The 14,521-nt window shown below is 55.6% G+C and carries 13 protein-coding genes; 5 read left to right on the top strand and 8 right to left on the bottom strand.

The annotated features are described in order from the left end of the window. Positions 1–17: 17 nt before the first annotated feature. Positions 18–1,130, bottom strand: coding sequence for a bifunctional diaminohydroxyphosphoribosylaminopyrimidine deaminase/5-amino-6-(5-phosphoribosylamino)uracil reductase RibD (gene ribD / locus PAT9B_RS04675; RefSeq protein WP_013508108.1), 1,113 nt, complete (start codon positions 1,128–1,130; stop codon positions 18–20). Positions 1,131–1,133: 3 nt separating this feature from the next. Next, positions 1,134–1,583, bottom strand: a complete 450-nt coding sequence (gene nrdR, locus PAT9B_RS04670; protein WP_013508107.1) for a transcriptional regulator NrdR — start codon at positions 1,581–1,583, stop codon at positions 1,134–1,136. Positions 1,584–1,777: 194 nt separating this feature from the next. On the opposite strand from nrdR, the gene PAT9B_RS04665 reads away from it, so the two are divergent. Continuing rightward, the gene (locus PAT9B_RS04665; RefSeq protein ID WP_013508106.1) at positions 1,778–2,329 is read left to right on the top strand and encodes a DUF3251 domain-containing protein; all 552 of its coding nucleotides are present in this window, start codon (positions 1,778–1,780) and stop codon (positions 2,327–2,329) included. 59 nt (positions 2,330–2,388) lie between these two features. On the opposite strand, the gene secF is transcribed toward PAT9B_RS04665, so the two are convergent. Genes secF through queA form a run of 5 tightly spaced genes read right to left on the bottom strand, consistent with a single transcriptional unit; the run spans position 2,389 to position 7,823 of the window. Further along, a complete protein-coding gene (gene secF / locus PAT9B_RS04660) occupies positions 2,389–3,357 on the bottom strand; it encodes a protein translocase subunit SecF (RefSeq protein ID WP_013508105.1) in 969 nt (322 codons plus the stop codon). 10 nt (positions 3,358–3,367) lie between these two features. Then, the gene (secD, locus tag PAT9B_RS04655; RefSeq protein ID WP_013508104.1) at positions 3,368–5,215 is read right to left on the bottom strand and encodes a protein translocase subunit SecD; all 1,848 of its coding nucleotides are present in this window, start codon (positions 5,213–5,215) and stop codon (positions 3,368–3,370) included. 25 nt (positions 5,216–5,240) lie between these two features. Further along, positions 5,241–5,573: a preprotein translocase subunit YajC gene (yajC, locus tag PAT9B_RS04650; protein WP_013508103.1), complete on the bottom strand. Its 333-nt coding sequence runs from the start codon at positions 5,571–5,573 to the stop codon at positions 5,241–5,243. A 24-nt stretch (positions 5,574–5,597) separates the two neighbouring features. After that, positions 5,598–6,722: a tRNA guanosine(34) transglycosylase Tgt gene (gene tgt / locus PAT9B_RS04645; RefSeq protein ID WP_013508102.1), complete on the bottom strand. Its 1,125-nt coding sequence runs from the start codon at positions 6,720–6,722 to the stop codon at positions 5,598–5,600. Between the two features lie 30 nt (positions 6,723–6,752). Then, complete coding sequence (queA, locus tag PAT9B_RS04640) at positions 6,753–7,823, bottom strand: tRNA preQ1(34) S-adenosylmethionine ribosyltransferase-isomerase QueA (protein ID WP_041525736.1); 1,071 nt, start codon at positions 7,821–7,823, stop codon at positions 6,753–6,755. Between the two features lie 102 nt (positions 7,824–7,925). On the opposite strand from queA, the gene PAT9B_RS04635 reads away from it, so the two are divergent. The 4 genes from PAT9B_RS04635 to PAT9B_RS04620 all read left to right on the top strand — a co-directional run bounded on the left by PAT9B_RS04635 (position 7,926) and on the right by PAT9B_RS04620 (position 13,038). Next, positions 7,926–8,507, top strand: a complete 582-nt coding sequence (locus PAT9B_RS04635; protein ID WP_013508100.1) for an ACP phosphodiesterase — start codon at positions 7,926–7,928, stop codon at positions 8,505–8,507. Positions 8,508–8,672: 165 nt separating this feature from the next. Continuing rightward, positions 8,673–9,482 carry an inositol monophosphatase gene (locus PAT9B_RS04630; protein WP_013508099.1) on the top strand — a complete coding sequence of 270 codons (810 nt, stop codon included), beginning with the start codon at positions 8,673–8,675 and terminating at the stop codon, positions 9,480–9,482. A 14-nt stretch (positions 9,483–9,496) separates the two neighbouring features. Next, positions 9,497–10,774: a histidine-type phosphatase gene (locus tag PAT9B_RS04625; RefSeq protein ID WP_013508098.1), complete on the top strand. Its 1,278-nt coding sequence runs from the start codon at positions 9,497–9,499 to the stop codon at positions 10,772–10,774. A gap of 311 nt (positions 10,775–11,085) precedes the next feature. Next, entirely contained in the window at positions 11,086–13,038 is a 1,953-nt protein-coding gene (locus tag PAT9B_RS04620; protein WP_013508097.1) for an acyltransferase family protein, read from the top strand. Between the two features lie 103 nt (positions 13,039–13,141). Here PAT9B_RS04620 and proY read toward each other — a convergent pair whose 3' ends face one another. Next, positions 13,142–14,494, bottom strand: a complete 1,353-nt coding sequence (gene proY, locus PAT9B_RS04615) for a proline-specific permease ProY (RefSeq protein WP_013508096.1) — start codon at positions 14,492–14,494, stop codon at positions 13,142–13,144. Between the last annotated feature and the right edge of the window lie 27 nt (positions 14,495–14,521).

The following is a 14,521-nucleotide window of genomic DNA, read 5'->3' as shown; positions in this document are numbered from 1 at the left end:
ACTCTTTCGCGACGCGCTCAGGCTTTTCCATGTGGCGTCAGGGTCAGACGCAGGTCCCCACCGACCCTGCGCACATCGCTAAAATTCAATGCTGGCGCAGCGGCCAGATGTTCCAGACCCGGTAATTCACACAAGCCACGGGCGGCATTACCCAGCAGTTTCGGTGCCAGATAGACAATCAGTTCATCTACCAACCCCGCCTGCAACAACGCACCGGCAAGCTTCGCTCCGGCTTCGACCCACACGCTGTTAATCTGACGTTGACCAAGCAACATCATCATCGCCACCAGATCCAGTTGGCTCTCGCGCTGTGGCACGGCAATCTGCGTAACCGACTCCGGCCAGACGTGTTGATCGGGTGCACTGCGCATCAGCCAGGTTTCACCCGGTTGATCGATCAGGCGATGCTGCGGGGTTACGCGCTGCTGGCTATCAATCACCACGCGCACCGGCTGACGCAATTGCTGCTCATCCAACTGCTGGCGCACCTCGTCATTGAGTTCATTCCAGCGCACCGTCAGCGAGGGGTTATCCGCCAGCACCGTCGCACTGGTGGTAAGGATAGCCGAACTCTGGGCACGAAAACGTTGCACATCGCGCCTTGCTGCCGCAGAGGTGATCCATTGGCTTTCACCACTCGCCATCGCTGTACGGCCATCCAGCGATGCGCCCAGTTTGAGCTGAATCCACGGGAAACCGGTACGCATCCGCTTCAGGAAGCCGCGATTGATCGCTTCGGCTGCGTTCATCATCAAACCGTGACTCACAGCAATCCCGGCCTGCTGCAGGCGATATAAGCCACGACCCGCCACCTGTGGATTTGGATCTTGCATGGCCGCAACTACCCGGCTGACGCCCGCCGCAATCAATGCATCGCAGCAAGGCGGTGTACGGCCATGGTGGCTACAAGGTTCCAGCGTGACATAGGCGGTCGCGCCTCTGGCTTTCTCACCCGCCATGCGCAGCGCATGGACTTCCGCATGCGGCTCACCCGCGCGATGATGCCAGCCTTCGCCGACAATTTCGCCATCCCGCACGATCACACAACCGACATTCGGGTTGGGGGTGGTGGTAAAACAGCCGCGACGCGCCAGTTCCAGCGCGCGCGCCATATAGCGTTCGTCGATCATGGATTAATCCTGCAAGCGGGCGATCTCTTCGCCAAAATCACGAATATCTTCAAAACTACGGTAAACCGACGCGAAACGAATATAGGCCACTTTGTCGAGTTTCTTTAACTCGTCCATCACCAGATTGCCGATCAGCTTACTGGGGATTTCACGTTCGCCGGTGGCACGCAGTTGCGTTTTGATATGGCTGACGGCGCTCTCCACCGCATCGGCACTGACCGGACGCTTCTCCAGCGCCTTCATCATGCCGCTGCTGAGCTTATCTTCGTTGAAGGGTTCACGCACATCGTTGCTTTTCACCACGCGCGGCATCACCAGTTCAGCCACTTCAAAGGTGGTAAAACGCTCATGACACACCAGACACTGGCGACGGCGACGCACCGAAGATCCTTCACTGACGAGGCGCGAATCTATCACTTTGGTGTCCACAGCGGAGCAGAATGGGCAATGCATGACGTTTCCTGTCGCGAGAATTTGGGCCAGACAGTGTAGCGCGATCTCGGTTTCAACAAAATGCGTTGATAAGAAAAGGGCGGCAATGGTTAAAACAGCGTGATAAATCACGCCGCTACGATACAGTGCATGGGTTGTCGCGGCGCGATTTATCCCGCAACATTAGCCCTCCCCCACAATGGAAAGGACATTGCATGACGATCAGGATGTTATGGGCGCCAGCAGCGCTTTCTTTGCTGGTACTCAGCGGTTGCAGCTCAACACCCGCTTCACCACAAGTAACTCAATTACATCAGGAAGTGAGTCAGCTGAATCAGCAAATGCGCCAGTTGACCAATCAGGCCGGTGCGCTGGAAATTCAGGGACAACTGAATGGCCAATCCAGCCAAGGGGCATGGCTGCTACCCCAGGCCAATACGCCGGTGGAGCTGCAAACCCAACTGGGGAAATTGCGCCTGTCACTGACCAACGTTGAAGGTGAAGCCACTGGCAGCCGCGCCATTCTGACGATCCGCTCAACCGATGGCAAACCGGTTCCGGCACTGAACGCCACGGTAGTGTGGGGAGAAATGGACCCGGCCAGCGGTAAACCGTTAAACGCGGGCAGCCTCAGCCAGACCATCAGTGCCCCCGGCAGCCTGACGCTGCGTAGTGCTGTGGTAGTACCGCTGCGCCTGAGCGGTCTGTCTCCCGATCAACTTGGCTATGTGCGTGTGCACGATGTCACCGCCGAGACCACGCCCTGATAGCGTACAGATAAAAAAAGGGCTGCCATTGGGCAGCCCTTGATCTTTCTGGTCAGTCGTTACGGCATGATTGAAGGCTGATCGGCGCCCTCTTTCTCCACTTTCTGCACCAGCATATGTTCACGCTTCATGCCCAACTTCAGCGCCAGCGCCGAAGAGACATAGATTGAGGAGACCGTACCAATGGTCACACCAATCAGCATGGTCAGCGAGAAGCCTTTCAGCAGCGCGCCACCAAAGATGAACAGAATCAGGATCATCGCCAGGGTGGTCAGCGAGGTGATCAAGGTACGGCTCAGCGTCTGGGTCAGCGACACGTTGGTGATATCGTAAGACGAACCGCGACGGATCTTGCGGAAGTTCTCACGAATACGGTCGGAAACCACGATCTTATCGTTAAGCGAGTAACCAATCACCGACATCAGTGACGCCACGATGGTCAGGTCGATTTCGATGTGGGTCAGCGCCAGAATGCCGCAGGTGATGATCACGTCGTGTGCCAGTGCCAACACGGTACCCAACGCCAGACGCCACTCAAAGCGGATGCCGATGTAGATCAAAATCGCAATCAACGCCGACAGCAGCGCCATCGCCCCGGCCTGCGCCAGATCGCTACCCACGCTCGGACCCACGAACTCGATACGCTTCACGGTGGCATTCTGCTGCGCCGTTTCGTTAATCACCGATACCACTTTGTTGCCCAGTTCCTGGCCCGCCGGACCTTGCACCGGAGCCATACGCACCATCACGTCACGGCTGCTGCCAAAGTTCTGTACCAGCGGTTCCTGGAAGCCTGCTTTCACCAGCGCTTCGCGCAGGGTATCCAGCTCGGCCGGTTTCTCCAGGTTGATCTCAATCACCGTCCCGCCAGTAAAGTCGAGGCCCCAGTTGAAGCCACGCACCCCGACGATGGCGATAGACGCCACAATCAGCAGGCCGGAGATGATAAAGGCCAGCGTGTCCCAGCGCATAAAGTCAATGACCTTACGCCCGTGGTTCAGCTGCTCAATATTGTATTCCTGTGCCACAACGCACTCCTTAGATAGACAGCTTGTTGATGCGTTTGCCGCCGTACACCAGGTTAACGATGGCACGGGTGCCGACGATAGCGGTAAACATGGAGGTCGCGATACCGATAGCCGTGGTAATCGCAAAACCTTTGATTGAACCGGTACCGACCGCATAAAGAATGATGACTTTAATCAGCGTCGTGACGTTAGCATCGACGATACTGGAGAAGGCACCTTTGTAGCCTTCATGAATCGCCTGCTGCACGGAACGACCGTTACGCAACTCTTCTTTAATACGTTCGTTAATCAGTACGTTCGCATCCACCGCTACCGCCAGCGTCAACACGATACCGGCAATACCCGGCATGGTGAGTGTCGCACCTGGCAGCAGTGACATGATGCCGACGATCAACACCAGGTTGCACAGCAGTGCGCTGGTGGCGATCAGACCGAATTTCTTATAGAACACCACCATAAAGATGATGGACGCGATCAGACCCCACAGACAGGCTTCGAGACCCTGTGTGATGTTCTGCTGACCCATGGTTGGGCCGATAGTACGCTCTTCCACAATCTGAATGGGCGCAATCAACGCACCGGCACGCAGCAGCAGCGACAGCTGACGGGCTTCGTTCGGATTGCTGATACCGGTAATACGGAAGCTGTTGCCGAGGCGCGACTGAATGTTCGCCACGTTAATCACTTCTTCCTGTTTCACCAGAATCGCACGGCCATTGGCATCTTTCTTACCGCTGTCCTTGTACTCCACAAACAGGGTCGCCATCGGTTTACCGATATTGTCCTTGGTGAAGTTCGACATGATGTTACCGCCCGCGCCATCCAGTGAAATATTCACCTGCGGCTGGTTGTACTCATCCATGCTGGACGTGGAGTCGGTGATATGGTCACCGGTCAGAATCACACGTTTGTACAGCACAACAGGCTGGCCTTCACGCGTCATTTTGACTTCAGAATCACCCGGTACACGGCCACTGGCCGCAGCGCTCGGGTCAACCGTGGTGTTCACCAGACGGAATTCGAGGGTTGCAGTCGCACCCAGAATCTCTTTGGCACGCGCGGTATCCTGAATACCCGGCAACTCAACCACGATGCGGTCAGAACCCTGACGCTGTACCAGCGGTTCAGCAACGCCAAGCTGGTTAACACGGTTACGCAGGATATTGATGTTCTGCTGCACAGCATATTCACGCGCTTCACTCAGGCGCGCATCGGTCATCACCGCACGCAGGGTATCGCTGCCCTGGCTGGAAATCACCAGATCCTGATGACGTGAAGACAGATAGCTGATGGCCGCATCACGGCTGGTGCCGTCACGGAAACGAATTTCCACGCCGTAGTTAGCGATTTTATTGACGTTAACGTAAGGGATGCCTTTATCGCGCAGGTCGCTGCGCAGGCCGTCGGCATTCTGCTCCTGCAGTTTGCTCAGTGCGGTATCCATGTCCACTTCCATCAGGAAGTGTACGCCGCCACGCAGGTCAAGACCGAGTTTCATCGGCTCTGCGGCCAGCAGGCTCAACCAACGCGGCGTAGCCGGTGCCAGGTTGAGTGCTACAACGTAGTTCTCGCCAAGAACATTGGTAATCGCTTCACGGGCGCGCAACTGCACATCCGTATTCGCAAAGCGCGCAAGAACCGCGCCATTTTCCAGAACGAGGGATTTGCTCTGGATATTATCTTTTTGTAATGCAGTCTGGATCTGATCCAACGTTTGCTCACTGGCGGCGCCACCGCGCGCACCAGTGATTTGAACGGCCGGATCCTCACCATAAAGGTTGGGAAGCGCATAGAGCAGGCCGACGAGAATAACGACGACCAGCATGATGTACTTCCACAAAGGATAACGGTTTAACACGGCAGTTTCCTTCGGGAAGAAAAAATTACAGCGCCTTCATGGTGCCTTTCGGCAGAACGGCAGCCACGAAATCACGTTTAATCACTACTTCAGTGGTGTCGTTCAGGGCGATAGCGATGTAGCCGGTTTCAGCAACTTTAGTTACGCGACCTACCAGACCACCATTGGTCAGTACTTCATCTCCCTTGGAGATGGAATCCATCAACTTCTTGTGCTCTTTGGAACGTTTCTGCTGCGGACGCAGAATCATGAAGTAAAAGATCAGACCAAAGACCACCAGCATGATCACCAGAGAATAAGGACTTCCCTGCGACGGTGCGCCTGCTGCAGCCACAGCGTCAGAAATGAAAAAGCTCATTAAATTTCCCTCATTGATGAATTATCAGACGTTTAACGGCGGAACCGCTTTGCCCGTCCGTTGGTAGAACTCGCTAACAAAGTGCTCTAATTTACCCTCTTCGATAGCCTGGCGTAAACCCGCCATCAGACGCTGGTAATAGCGCAGATTGTGGATGGTATTGAGACGCGCGCCCAGTATTTCGTTACAGCGGTCAAGATGATGCAAGTATGCACGGCTGTAATTGCGACAGGTGTAACAATCACACTCTGCATCCAGTGGCGAGGTGTCATCTTTATGCTTCGCATTACGGATTTTCACCACACCATCGGTGACAAACAGGTGGCCGTTACGCGCGTTGCGCGTCGGCATAACGCAGTCAAACATATCGATACCGCGACGAACGCCTTCCACCAGATCTTCCGGCTTGCCAACGCCCATCAAATAACGCGGTTTGTCGTGCGGAATTTGCGGACAGACGTGCTCAAGGATACGGTGCATGTCCTCTTTCGGTTCACCCACCGCCAGGCCGCCCACAGCGTACCCATCAAAGCCAATCTCTACCAGACCTTTCACGGAGACATCACGTAAATCTTCGTAAACACTGCCCTGAATGATGCCAAACAGCGCATTTTTGTTACCGAGTGAATCAAAACGGTCGCGGCTACGTTTCGCCCAACGCAGCGACATCTCCATTGAACGCTTCGCGTAGTCCCAGTCCGCCGGATAAGGCGTACATTCGTCGAAAATCATCACAATGTCGGAGCCAAGATCGAACTGAATTTCCATCGATTTTTCCGGATCGAGGAAAATCGGATCGCCATTGATCGGGTTACGGAAATGCACCCCCGATTCGGTGATCTTACGGATATCACCGAGGCTAAACACCTGGAAACCTCCCGAATCGGTCAGGATTGGTCCTTTCCACTGCATGAAATCATGCAGATCGCCATGTAACTTCATGATTTCCTGGCCCGGACGCAACCACAGGTGGAAGGTGTTGCCGAGGATGATTTGCGCACCGGTGTCCTGCACTTCTTCCGGCGTCATGCCTTTTACCGTGCCGTAGGTGCCCACGGGCATAAATGCCGGGGTTTCCACCACGCCGCGATCAAAAATCAGACGGCCACGGCGCGCGCGCCCGTCGGTAGTGTCTAACTCAAATTTCACATTGACCTCATCAGAGAAACAGTCTGACGTTTAAGACCCAACGCTCTCGTCGGGTGCATTCACATTACGGGTAATGAACATGGCATCCCCGTAGCTAAAGAAACGGTACTGCTCGGCCACCGCCGCCTGATAAGCCGCCATGGTGTGCTGATAACCGGCAAACGCCGACACCAGCATAATCAGGGTGGATTCCGGCAAGTGGAAATTGGTGATCAACGCATCGATCACCTGATACTGATAGCCGGGGTAAATAAAAATCTGGGTATCATCGAAGAAAGGCGCAATCAGCGCATCTTTACTCGCCTGTGCAGCACTCTCCAGCGAGCGAACTGAGGTGGTGCCTACCGCCACCACTTTGTTGCCCCGCGCTTTGCAGGCCAGCACCGCATCCACCACCTCTTGCGGTACTTCGGCATATTCGGAGTGCATGGTGTGATCTTCAATACTCTCCACGCGCACCGGCTGGAAAGTCCCGGCTCCCACGTGCAGCGTGACAAACGCCATCTCCACGCCTTTCGCCTTCAGCGCCTGCAACAGCGGGTCATCAAAGTGCAAACCGGCGGTCGGCGCAGCGACGGCCCCGGGGCGGGCGCTGTACACCGTCTGGTACAACTCGCGGTCAGCTTCTTCATCCGGGCGATCGATGTACGGCGGCAACGGCATGTGGCCGACGCTGTTGAGGATATCCAACACGGCACGGTCATCTTCGAAGGCAATTTCAAACAATGTATCGTGGCGCGCCACCATGGTCGCTTTAACGCTTTCGTCATCGCCCAGCAGCAATTCTGCTCCCGGTTTTGGGGCTTTTGAGGCACGAACATGCGCCAGCACACGTTTGTCGTCCAGCATGCGCTCCACCAGCATCTCGATTTTGCCGCCACTGGCTTTACGGCCATAAACGCGCGCCGGGATCACGCGGGTGTTATTGAATACCAGCAGATCGCCCGGATTGAGCTTCTCCAACACATCGGTAAAGACGCCATGACTCAACGCCCCGCTTGGGCCATCCAGCGATAACAGACGGCAACCGCTGCGCTGCGCCTGGGGGTAATGGGCGATCAAAGATTCCGGCAATTCAAAGGAAAAATCCGCTACACGCATGCTCAACTTCTTCAGGACTAAAAACAGGCGGCATAGTTTAGCGGAAAAGCGACCAATTCTGAACAACTGGCTGTGCTTCATTGATTCTGTCTATAATGCGGCATGAACTTTCTCGCTCACCTGCACCTGGCCCAGTTGGCTGACAGCTCACTGCTGGGCAACTTAATGGCCGACTTTGTACGCGGCAACCCCCATCAGCAATGGTCAACCCCGATTGCCGACGGCATTTTGCTGCATCGACGGCTTGATAGCCTGACCGATAATTTGCCGGAAGTGCGCGAGGCGCGTCAGTGGTTCCGTGCCGAAACCCGGCGCGTGGCCCCCATCACGTTAGATGTCATCTGGGATCATTTCCTGGCGCGGCACTGGGATCGATTCCACCCCGCCCAGTCGCTGGCCGCTTTTTCCGCGGCGGCTGAACGGGAAATTACGCCGCAGTTGTCGGGGACACCGGCGGGTTTTGTCGAGCTGAACGCGATAATGTGGCGTGAACGCTGGCTGGAGCATTACGCCGAACCGACCCGTCTGGCGCGGGTGTTGAGTGGCATGGCGCAGCGCCGTCCCCGCCTCGCTGCGTTGCGTGATTCATATCAGGATTTCGTTGAGAATTATGCCGGACTGGAGCAACAATTCTTCCAATTGTATCCGCGGCTGATGGAACTGGCGCGCACGCAGCAGCTGTAACACATTCAGAATCCTCTCCCCTCTTGCCAGCCGCAAACATCTGCGGCTTAATGAAGCCTTTCTTATCTTTCGTTACCTGGATCACACAGCCATTTCGCCTGTCACAATACCCGATCCCCTGAGGGGAGCTTGAAGTCTGAAGGGTATAAATCATAAGAGGGAAAGATGTCATCAGCATCACTTACTGAACTTGACGCGCGTTACCACTTTGCCCGTGATGTCGCCACCGCCGCTGCCAGCCGCGCCTTCTCCTGGTATCAGCAGCGCCATCAACTGGTGGTCGAGCATAAGAAGGATCTCCAGGATGTGGTCAGCGAAGCCGATCGTAATGTGGAGCAACTGATTAAATACATGATTGCCGAGCGTTTTCCGGAAGATGCGGTGCTGGGTGAAGAGAGCGGCGGTGACACCCAGGGGGCCCGTTTTGTCTGGGTGGTGGACCCGATTGATGGCACCAGCAGTTTCGTCAACGGCCTGCATAACTGGTGTGTATCGCTGGCTATCGTGTGTGAAGATGAGGCGGTGATTGGCGTGGTGTGCGATCCCAATCATCACGAGCAGTTTCATGCCTGCCGTGGTAAGGGAGCGTGGGTGAACGACAAGCGCATTCAGGCCCACAGCGCCCAACAGCTCAATCAGGGCGTATTAGGTATCAGCAGTTCCAACAGCCAGCCCGCTGAACCCCTCACCACCTTTATCGCCGCGCTGCTGCAACAAGGTGGAATGTTTATCCGTACCGGGTCGGGCGCGCTGATGAGTGCCTGGGCGGCGGCCGGTCGGTTGATTGGCTATTACGAAGCGCATATGAACCCGTGGGATGGTCTGCCCGGCATCGTACTGATGCGCGAAGCTGGCGGCGTCACCAACGATTATCTGCACAATGACGGACTGAAACACGGCAACCCGGTGTTGCTGGCCAATGCCGTGCTCTATCCGCAGTTGAAAGCGATGCTGCCCTCCTCCTCTCTCCTGTGATTAAGGATGTGCTGATGTCGGTGCCCTTTACTCTGCCAGCCCGCCTGGTGCTGGCCTGCGCCTTATTATTACCGCTGGCTCATAGCCAGGCTGCGGATCACTATCAACTGGAAAAAGTGGTCGAAATCAGCCGCCACGGCGTGCGGCCACCAACACCAGGCAACCGCAAAGAGATCGAAGCCGCCACACAACGCCCCTGGACGCAGTGGACCACCCATGACGGCGAATTGACCGGCCATGGCTACGCTGCTGTGGTTAACAAAGGTCGTTGGGAAGGGGAACATTATCGTCAACTGGGTCTGCTTACCCGAGGATGCCCGACTGCCACGGATATCTATGTACGCGCCAGCCCATTGCAACGCACCCGCGCCACCGCAGAAGCGCTGGTTGATGGTGCCTTTCCTGGCTGTGGTGTGGCGATTCATCATGTAGATGGCGATAGCGATCCCCTGTTCCAGAGCGAAAAAGAACCGTTTGCCCAGCTGGACCCGGCCAAAGAACACGCTGCCCTGGTCGCTAAAGCCGGTGACATCGCGGCGTTGCAACAGCAGCTCCAACCGGCGATACAGCAACTCAGACAGGCGGTCTGCGCGCCCACCAGCGACTGCACCGCCTTTACCCAGCCGTGGCAGTTAAAAGAAACGAAAAAAGGCCATAGCTGGGTGCAGGGGCTGAGCGTGCTGGCCAGCATGGTCGAAACGTTGCGCCTCGGCTGGAGTGAGAACCTGCCGCTCAGCCAACTGGCCTGGGGCAACATCACCTCTTCCGCGCAGATCAGCGCCTTGTTGCCGATTCTGACCGCCAGCTATGACCTCAGCAACGATGTGCCTTACATGGCGCAACGTCGCGGCTCAATCCTGCTGGATGCGGTGATAAAAGGGCTGGAACAAGGCATCAACCGCGACGGCAATACCTCACCGGATACCCGCTGGTTGCTATTCGTGGCGCATGATACCAATATCGCGCGCGTGCGTACCCTGATGGACTTTAGCTGGCAATTGCCCGGCTATGCCCGCGGCAATATCCCGCCCGGCAGTAGCCTGGTGTTTGAACGTTGGCGCGACACACAAAGCGGGCAACGTTTCGTGCGTATCTATTTCCAGGCACAAAGCCTCGATGACCTGCGACATTTAACGCCGGTGGATGATCGTCATCCGTTACTGCGTCAGGAGTGGCATGAGAAAAACTGTAGAGTGACGGAAGTCGGCACCTTATGCCCTTATCAATCCACCCTGGACACCTTCCGCCAGGCGCTGGATAAGCAAGCCATTATTCCCGTCAATTATCCGTAGCGGCGCGATTTATCGCGCGGTTTTTCACGGATTGGTGCGAGCTAACGGACGCGCGATAAATCGCGCCGTTACGCCTCTGGCTTATCTGAGCAAAATACAACCATTAAGATTTCGTTAGCTATTCGTCAGTGACTTCTGAGGATTTTCTATATTTCCCGTCAGGCGTTCGGATTCGTTTAACCTCGGGTTAACCTGTCAGCGTCAATCATCCCTTGATTCATTATTTTTTACCCTTGTTTTTCGGCGACAAGGAGTCGCCGATTTATTTTTCGCCATTTGCATCAGGTAATTAAAAATCAACGGGCGGTATTATGACCAATTCGGATAGTTTCCGTTATCGCGCGGATATTGATGGTTTGCGCGCTGTCGCTATTCTGTCGGTGGTGCTGTTCCATTCCGGTGTCAACTTTCTGCCGGGTGGCTTTATCGGTGTTGATCTCTTTTTTGTTATTTCCGGCTTTTTAATCGGTGGCATTATTAGCCGGGAAATCGCCGCAGGGCGCTTCTCCTTTTATCAATTCTATTTACGCCGTATTCGTCGTATCGCGCCTGCCCTGTTTTTCATGATGGCGATTCTGTTGCTGCTCGGCTATATCCTGCTGTCCCCCCTCGAATTCAGCCAACTGGCAAAATACAGCGTTGCGGTGTTTATCTCCGTGCCCAATATGCTGCTGATGAAAAGCGGCGACTACTTCAGTAGCGATGCCGATTTAAATCCGCTGCTGATGACCTGGTCCCTCGGGATTGAAGAACAGTTCTACGTGGTGTTGCCGTTTATCTTGCTGCTGGCCGCGCGCTTTAAGCGTTCGATGGCTGGCGTGATTTTCGTCATCAGCATCGCCTCGCTGGTCGCCTGCCTGTGGCTGACCCCGAGGGACAGCACCCATGCCTTCTACCTGCTGCCAACCCGCGCGTGGGAACTGGGGGCGGGTGTGCTGCTGGCGCTGTGGCAACCACAGCCGCTGGAAGGACGCGCCGCCAACCTGTGTAATCTGCTGGGCTGGCTGTTGATTATCGCCAGCGCCATGCTCCTGACCCGCGATGATGACTTTCCAGGCTGGCTGGCGATCCTGCCGGTGGCAGCCGGTTGTCTGATGATCGGTGCGCGTGGCCGCCTGAACCGGCTGCTGCTGGAAAACCGCGTGATGCGCTTTATCGGCACCGTCTCCTACTCCTGGTATTTGTGGCACTGGCCGCTACTCAGTCTGGCGCGCATCTTCAGCGATCATCCGTTAACCGCGTGGCAGGGCCTGATGATCAGCGCCCTTGCCTTGCTGATTGCCTGGCTGTCATGGCGCTTTGTTGAACAACCTTTTCGCCATCCGCAACGTGGCACTCGCCTGGTGATCCCGGTTTACTGCGCCTCGTCGCTGTTGGCTGCCGGTGCCATGGTGGTGCTTTGGCAGACCGGCGGGATGAAATCTCGCGTCAGTGAGCTGGTGGTCAACGGCGAATCCTGGAAGATTTCGGCACAGCGCAATCCCTGCCTGCTGGATTACGGCGCGAATTTCCCGTCGCTTGATGCGCAATGCCATCCGGCTACGGACCAGCCCGGTATCGCGTTAATCGGTGACAGCCACGCTGCGGCGTTACGCGCCACGGTGGCCGCCTATGCCTTGCGCCAACACAAACCTTTATTCCAGCTGACTAAAGCCTCATGCCCGTTCCTGATTGGCGTGACGCGGGTGGTCAATCAGGTACCAACCCATGCGCAACAATGCGTCGATTTTAATCGCGAGGTACTGAAAATGGTGCTGAGTGACAAAATTGATGAAGTGGTGATCAGTGCCTACTGGGCCTCTGGCATGAGTATCCTGCCCAAGGCTGGCTTTCGCGAGCTGGCGCATCCAGATAAAAGCAATCTGGAGGCGTTGAAATTCGGTATGGATAACGTGATTGCCGAGCTGCGGAAGGCGGGGAAAAAAGTCACCATCATTGAAGACGCCCCGTCGCTGGATATCGATCCGTTGCGGTACAGCAACAATCGCAACATCCCGATTCGCCGCGAATTGAGTGACTGGCTGGGGCGCTGGGATACGCCACCGTTACCGACGGCACGCACCAAATTGTTCCAGTACCCGGAAGCCGCCGTGGATGAACTGTTGCAGAGTTATCAGACATCAGGTGTACGGGTGCTGTCTCTGCGTGACAAGCTTTGTAATGACAATGGTTGCATGTTTGCCAATGGTGGCTTGCCACTGTATTACGACAACAACCACCTTAGCCCTTATGGTGGCGAGATAGCGTTAGGTAAGAACTGGTGATTATTCGCAAGTTATTGTAGCGGCGCAATTTATCGCGCAATGCCCTCAGGGGACAAAAAAACAACAGCGCGATAAATCGCGCCGCTACAAACATTTGTGACCGTTACTTGTTACGCTTCACCAGCGGCCAGGCCAGCAGCAGCAATACAATCCACGCCAATCCAACGTACAGCGACACGCGCGTATCCGGGAAGTAACCGATCAAGGCGATGATAAAGGCCAGGAACAACACCCCCACCCATGCCGTGGCACTGCCACCCGGCAGCGCAAATTGCAGCTTCCCGGCTTCCTGCCGACCAATTTTGCGGCGGAAGGCGATCTGCGACAGCAAAATCATGATCCACACCCACACCGTGGCGAAGGTTGCCAGCGAGGCAATCACCAGGAACACTTTTTCCGGCATCAGGTAGTTGAGGTATACCGCGACCAACATCGCCACCATCATCACCAACACCGTCACCCACGGAATACCGCGCTCCGACACCTTCATAAACATCTTCGGTGCATGGCCCTGCTGCGCCATACCGTGCAGCATACGGCCCACCCCAAATACGTCGCTGTTGATGGCTGACAAAGAGGCCGTCAGCACCACGAAGTTGAGGATCGAAGCGGCTGCGGCAATACCGAGATGCTGGAAGGTCAGGACAAAGGGACTGCCTGCGGTACCCACCTGGTTCCACGGGTAGATCGACATAATCACAAACAACGTACCGACGTAGAACACCAGGATGCGCCACGGTACGGAATTAATCGCACGCGGGATAGATTGACTCGGGTCTTTCGCTTCACCGGCAGTGATACCGATAATCTCGATCCCACCGTAAGCAAACATCACCATCTGCAAGGAGAGCAACATGCCGACCACGCCATGCGCAAAGAATCCGCCATTGGTCCACAGGTTATGGATACCGGTTGGCTGACCGCCATTGCCGATACCCCAGAAAATCATGCCGAAACCGGCGATGATCATGATGATGATGGTGGCAACTTTAAAGAAGGAGAACCAGAACTCCACCTCACCAAACACCTTCACGCTCATCAGGTTGATGGCACCGATAATCAGCACCACACTCAGCACCCAAATCCAGTGCGGCACCTCGGGGAACCAGACGCCCATGTAGATACCAAACGCGGTCACATCAGCGATGGCGACGATCAGAATTTCAAAGCAGTAAGTCCAGCCGGTGATATAACCTGCCAACGGGCCAAGATAATCCTGCGCATAACGTGAAAAAGAGCTGGCCTGCGGGTTGTTAACCGACATTTCGCCCAGCGCACGCATGATGATATACGCCACCGCCCCGCCAATGATGTACGCCAGCAGCACACTGGGACCGGCCATTTTGATGGCATCCGCCGAGCCATAAAACAACCCGGTGCCAATCGCCGAACCCAGTGCCATAAAACGAATGTGGCGCGTGCTCAGTCCACGTTTGAGCTTATTGGTTTCTTGCATAACAACAGTACCTTGCAAATGAAAAAA

Origin of the sequence: Pantoea sp. At-9b, from assembly GCF_000175935.2 — a bacterium.
In the GTDB taxonomy this organism is placed as follows: domain Bacteria; phylum Pseudomonadota; class Gammaproteobacteria; order Enterobacterales; family Enterobacteriaceae; genus Pantoea.
This window is presented reverse-complemented; position numbering and strand designations above follow the sequence as displayed.

What these genes read in the sequence shown, in the direction of transcription:
- ribD (WP_013508108.1), bottom strand. Translation starts at nt 1,130, where the DNA reads ATGATCGACGAACGCTATATGGCGCGCGCGCTGGAACTGGCGCGTCGC.
- nrdR (WP_013508107.1), bottom strand. Translation starts at nt 1,583, where the DNA reads ATGCATTGCCCATTCTGCTCCGCTGTGGACACCAAAGTGATAGATTCG.
- PAT9B_RS04665 (WP_013508106.1), top strand. Translation starts at nt 1,778, where the DNA reads ATGACGATCAGGATGTTATGGGCGCCAGCAGCGCTTTCTTTGCTGGTA.
- yajC (WP_013508103.1), bottom strand. Translation starts at nt 5,573, where the DNA reads ATGAGCTTTTTCATTTCTGACGCTGTGGCTGCAGCAGGCGCACCGTCG.
- queA (WP_041525736.1), bottom strand. Translation starts at nt 7,823, where the DNA reads ATGCGTGTAGCGGATTTTTCCTTTGAATTGCCGGAATCTTTGATCGCC.
- PAT9B_RS04635 (WP_013508100.1), top strand. Translation starts at nt 7,926, where the DNA reads ATGAACTTTCTCGCTCACCTGCACCTGGCCCAGTTGGCTGACAGCTCA.
- PAT9B_RS04630 (WP_013508099.1), top strand. Translation starts at nt 8,673, where the DNA reads ATGTCATCAGCATCACTTACTGAACTTGACGCGCGTTACCACTTTGCC.
- PAT9B_RS04625 (WP_013508098.1), top strand. Translation starts at nt 9,497, where the DNA reads ATGTCGGTGCCCTTTACTCTGCCAGCCCGCCTGGTGCTGGCCTGCGCC.
- PAT9B_RS04620 (WP_013508097.1), top strand. Translation starts at nt 11,086, where the DNA reads ATGACCAATTCGGATAGTTTCCGTTATCGCGCGGATATTGATGGTTTG.
- proY (WP_013508096.1), bottom strand. Translation starts at nt 14,494, where the DNA reads ATGCAAGAAACCAATAAGCTCAAACGTGGACTGAGCACGCGCCACATT.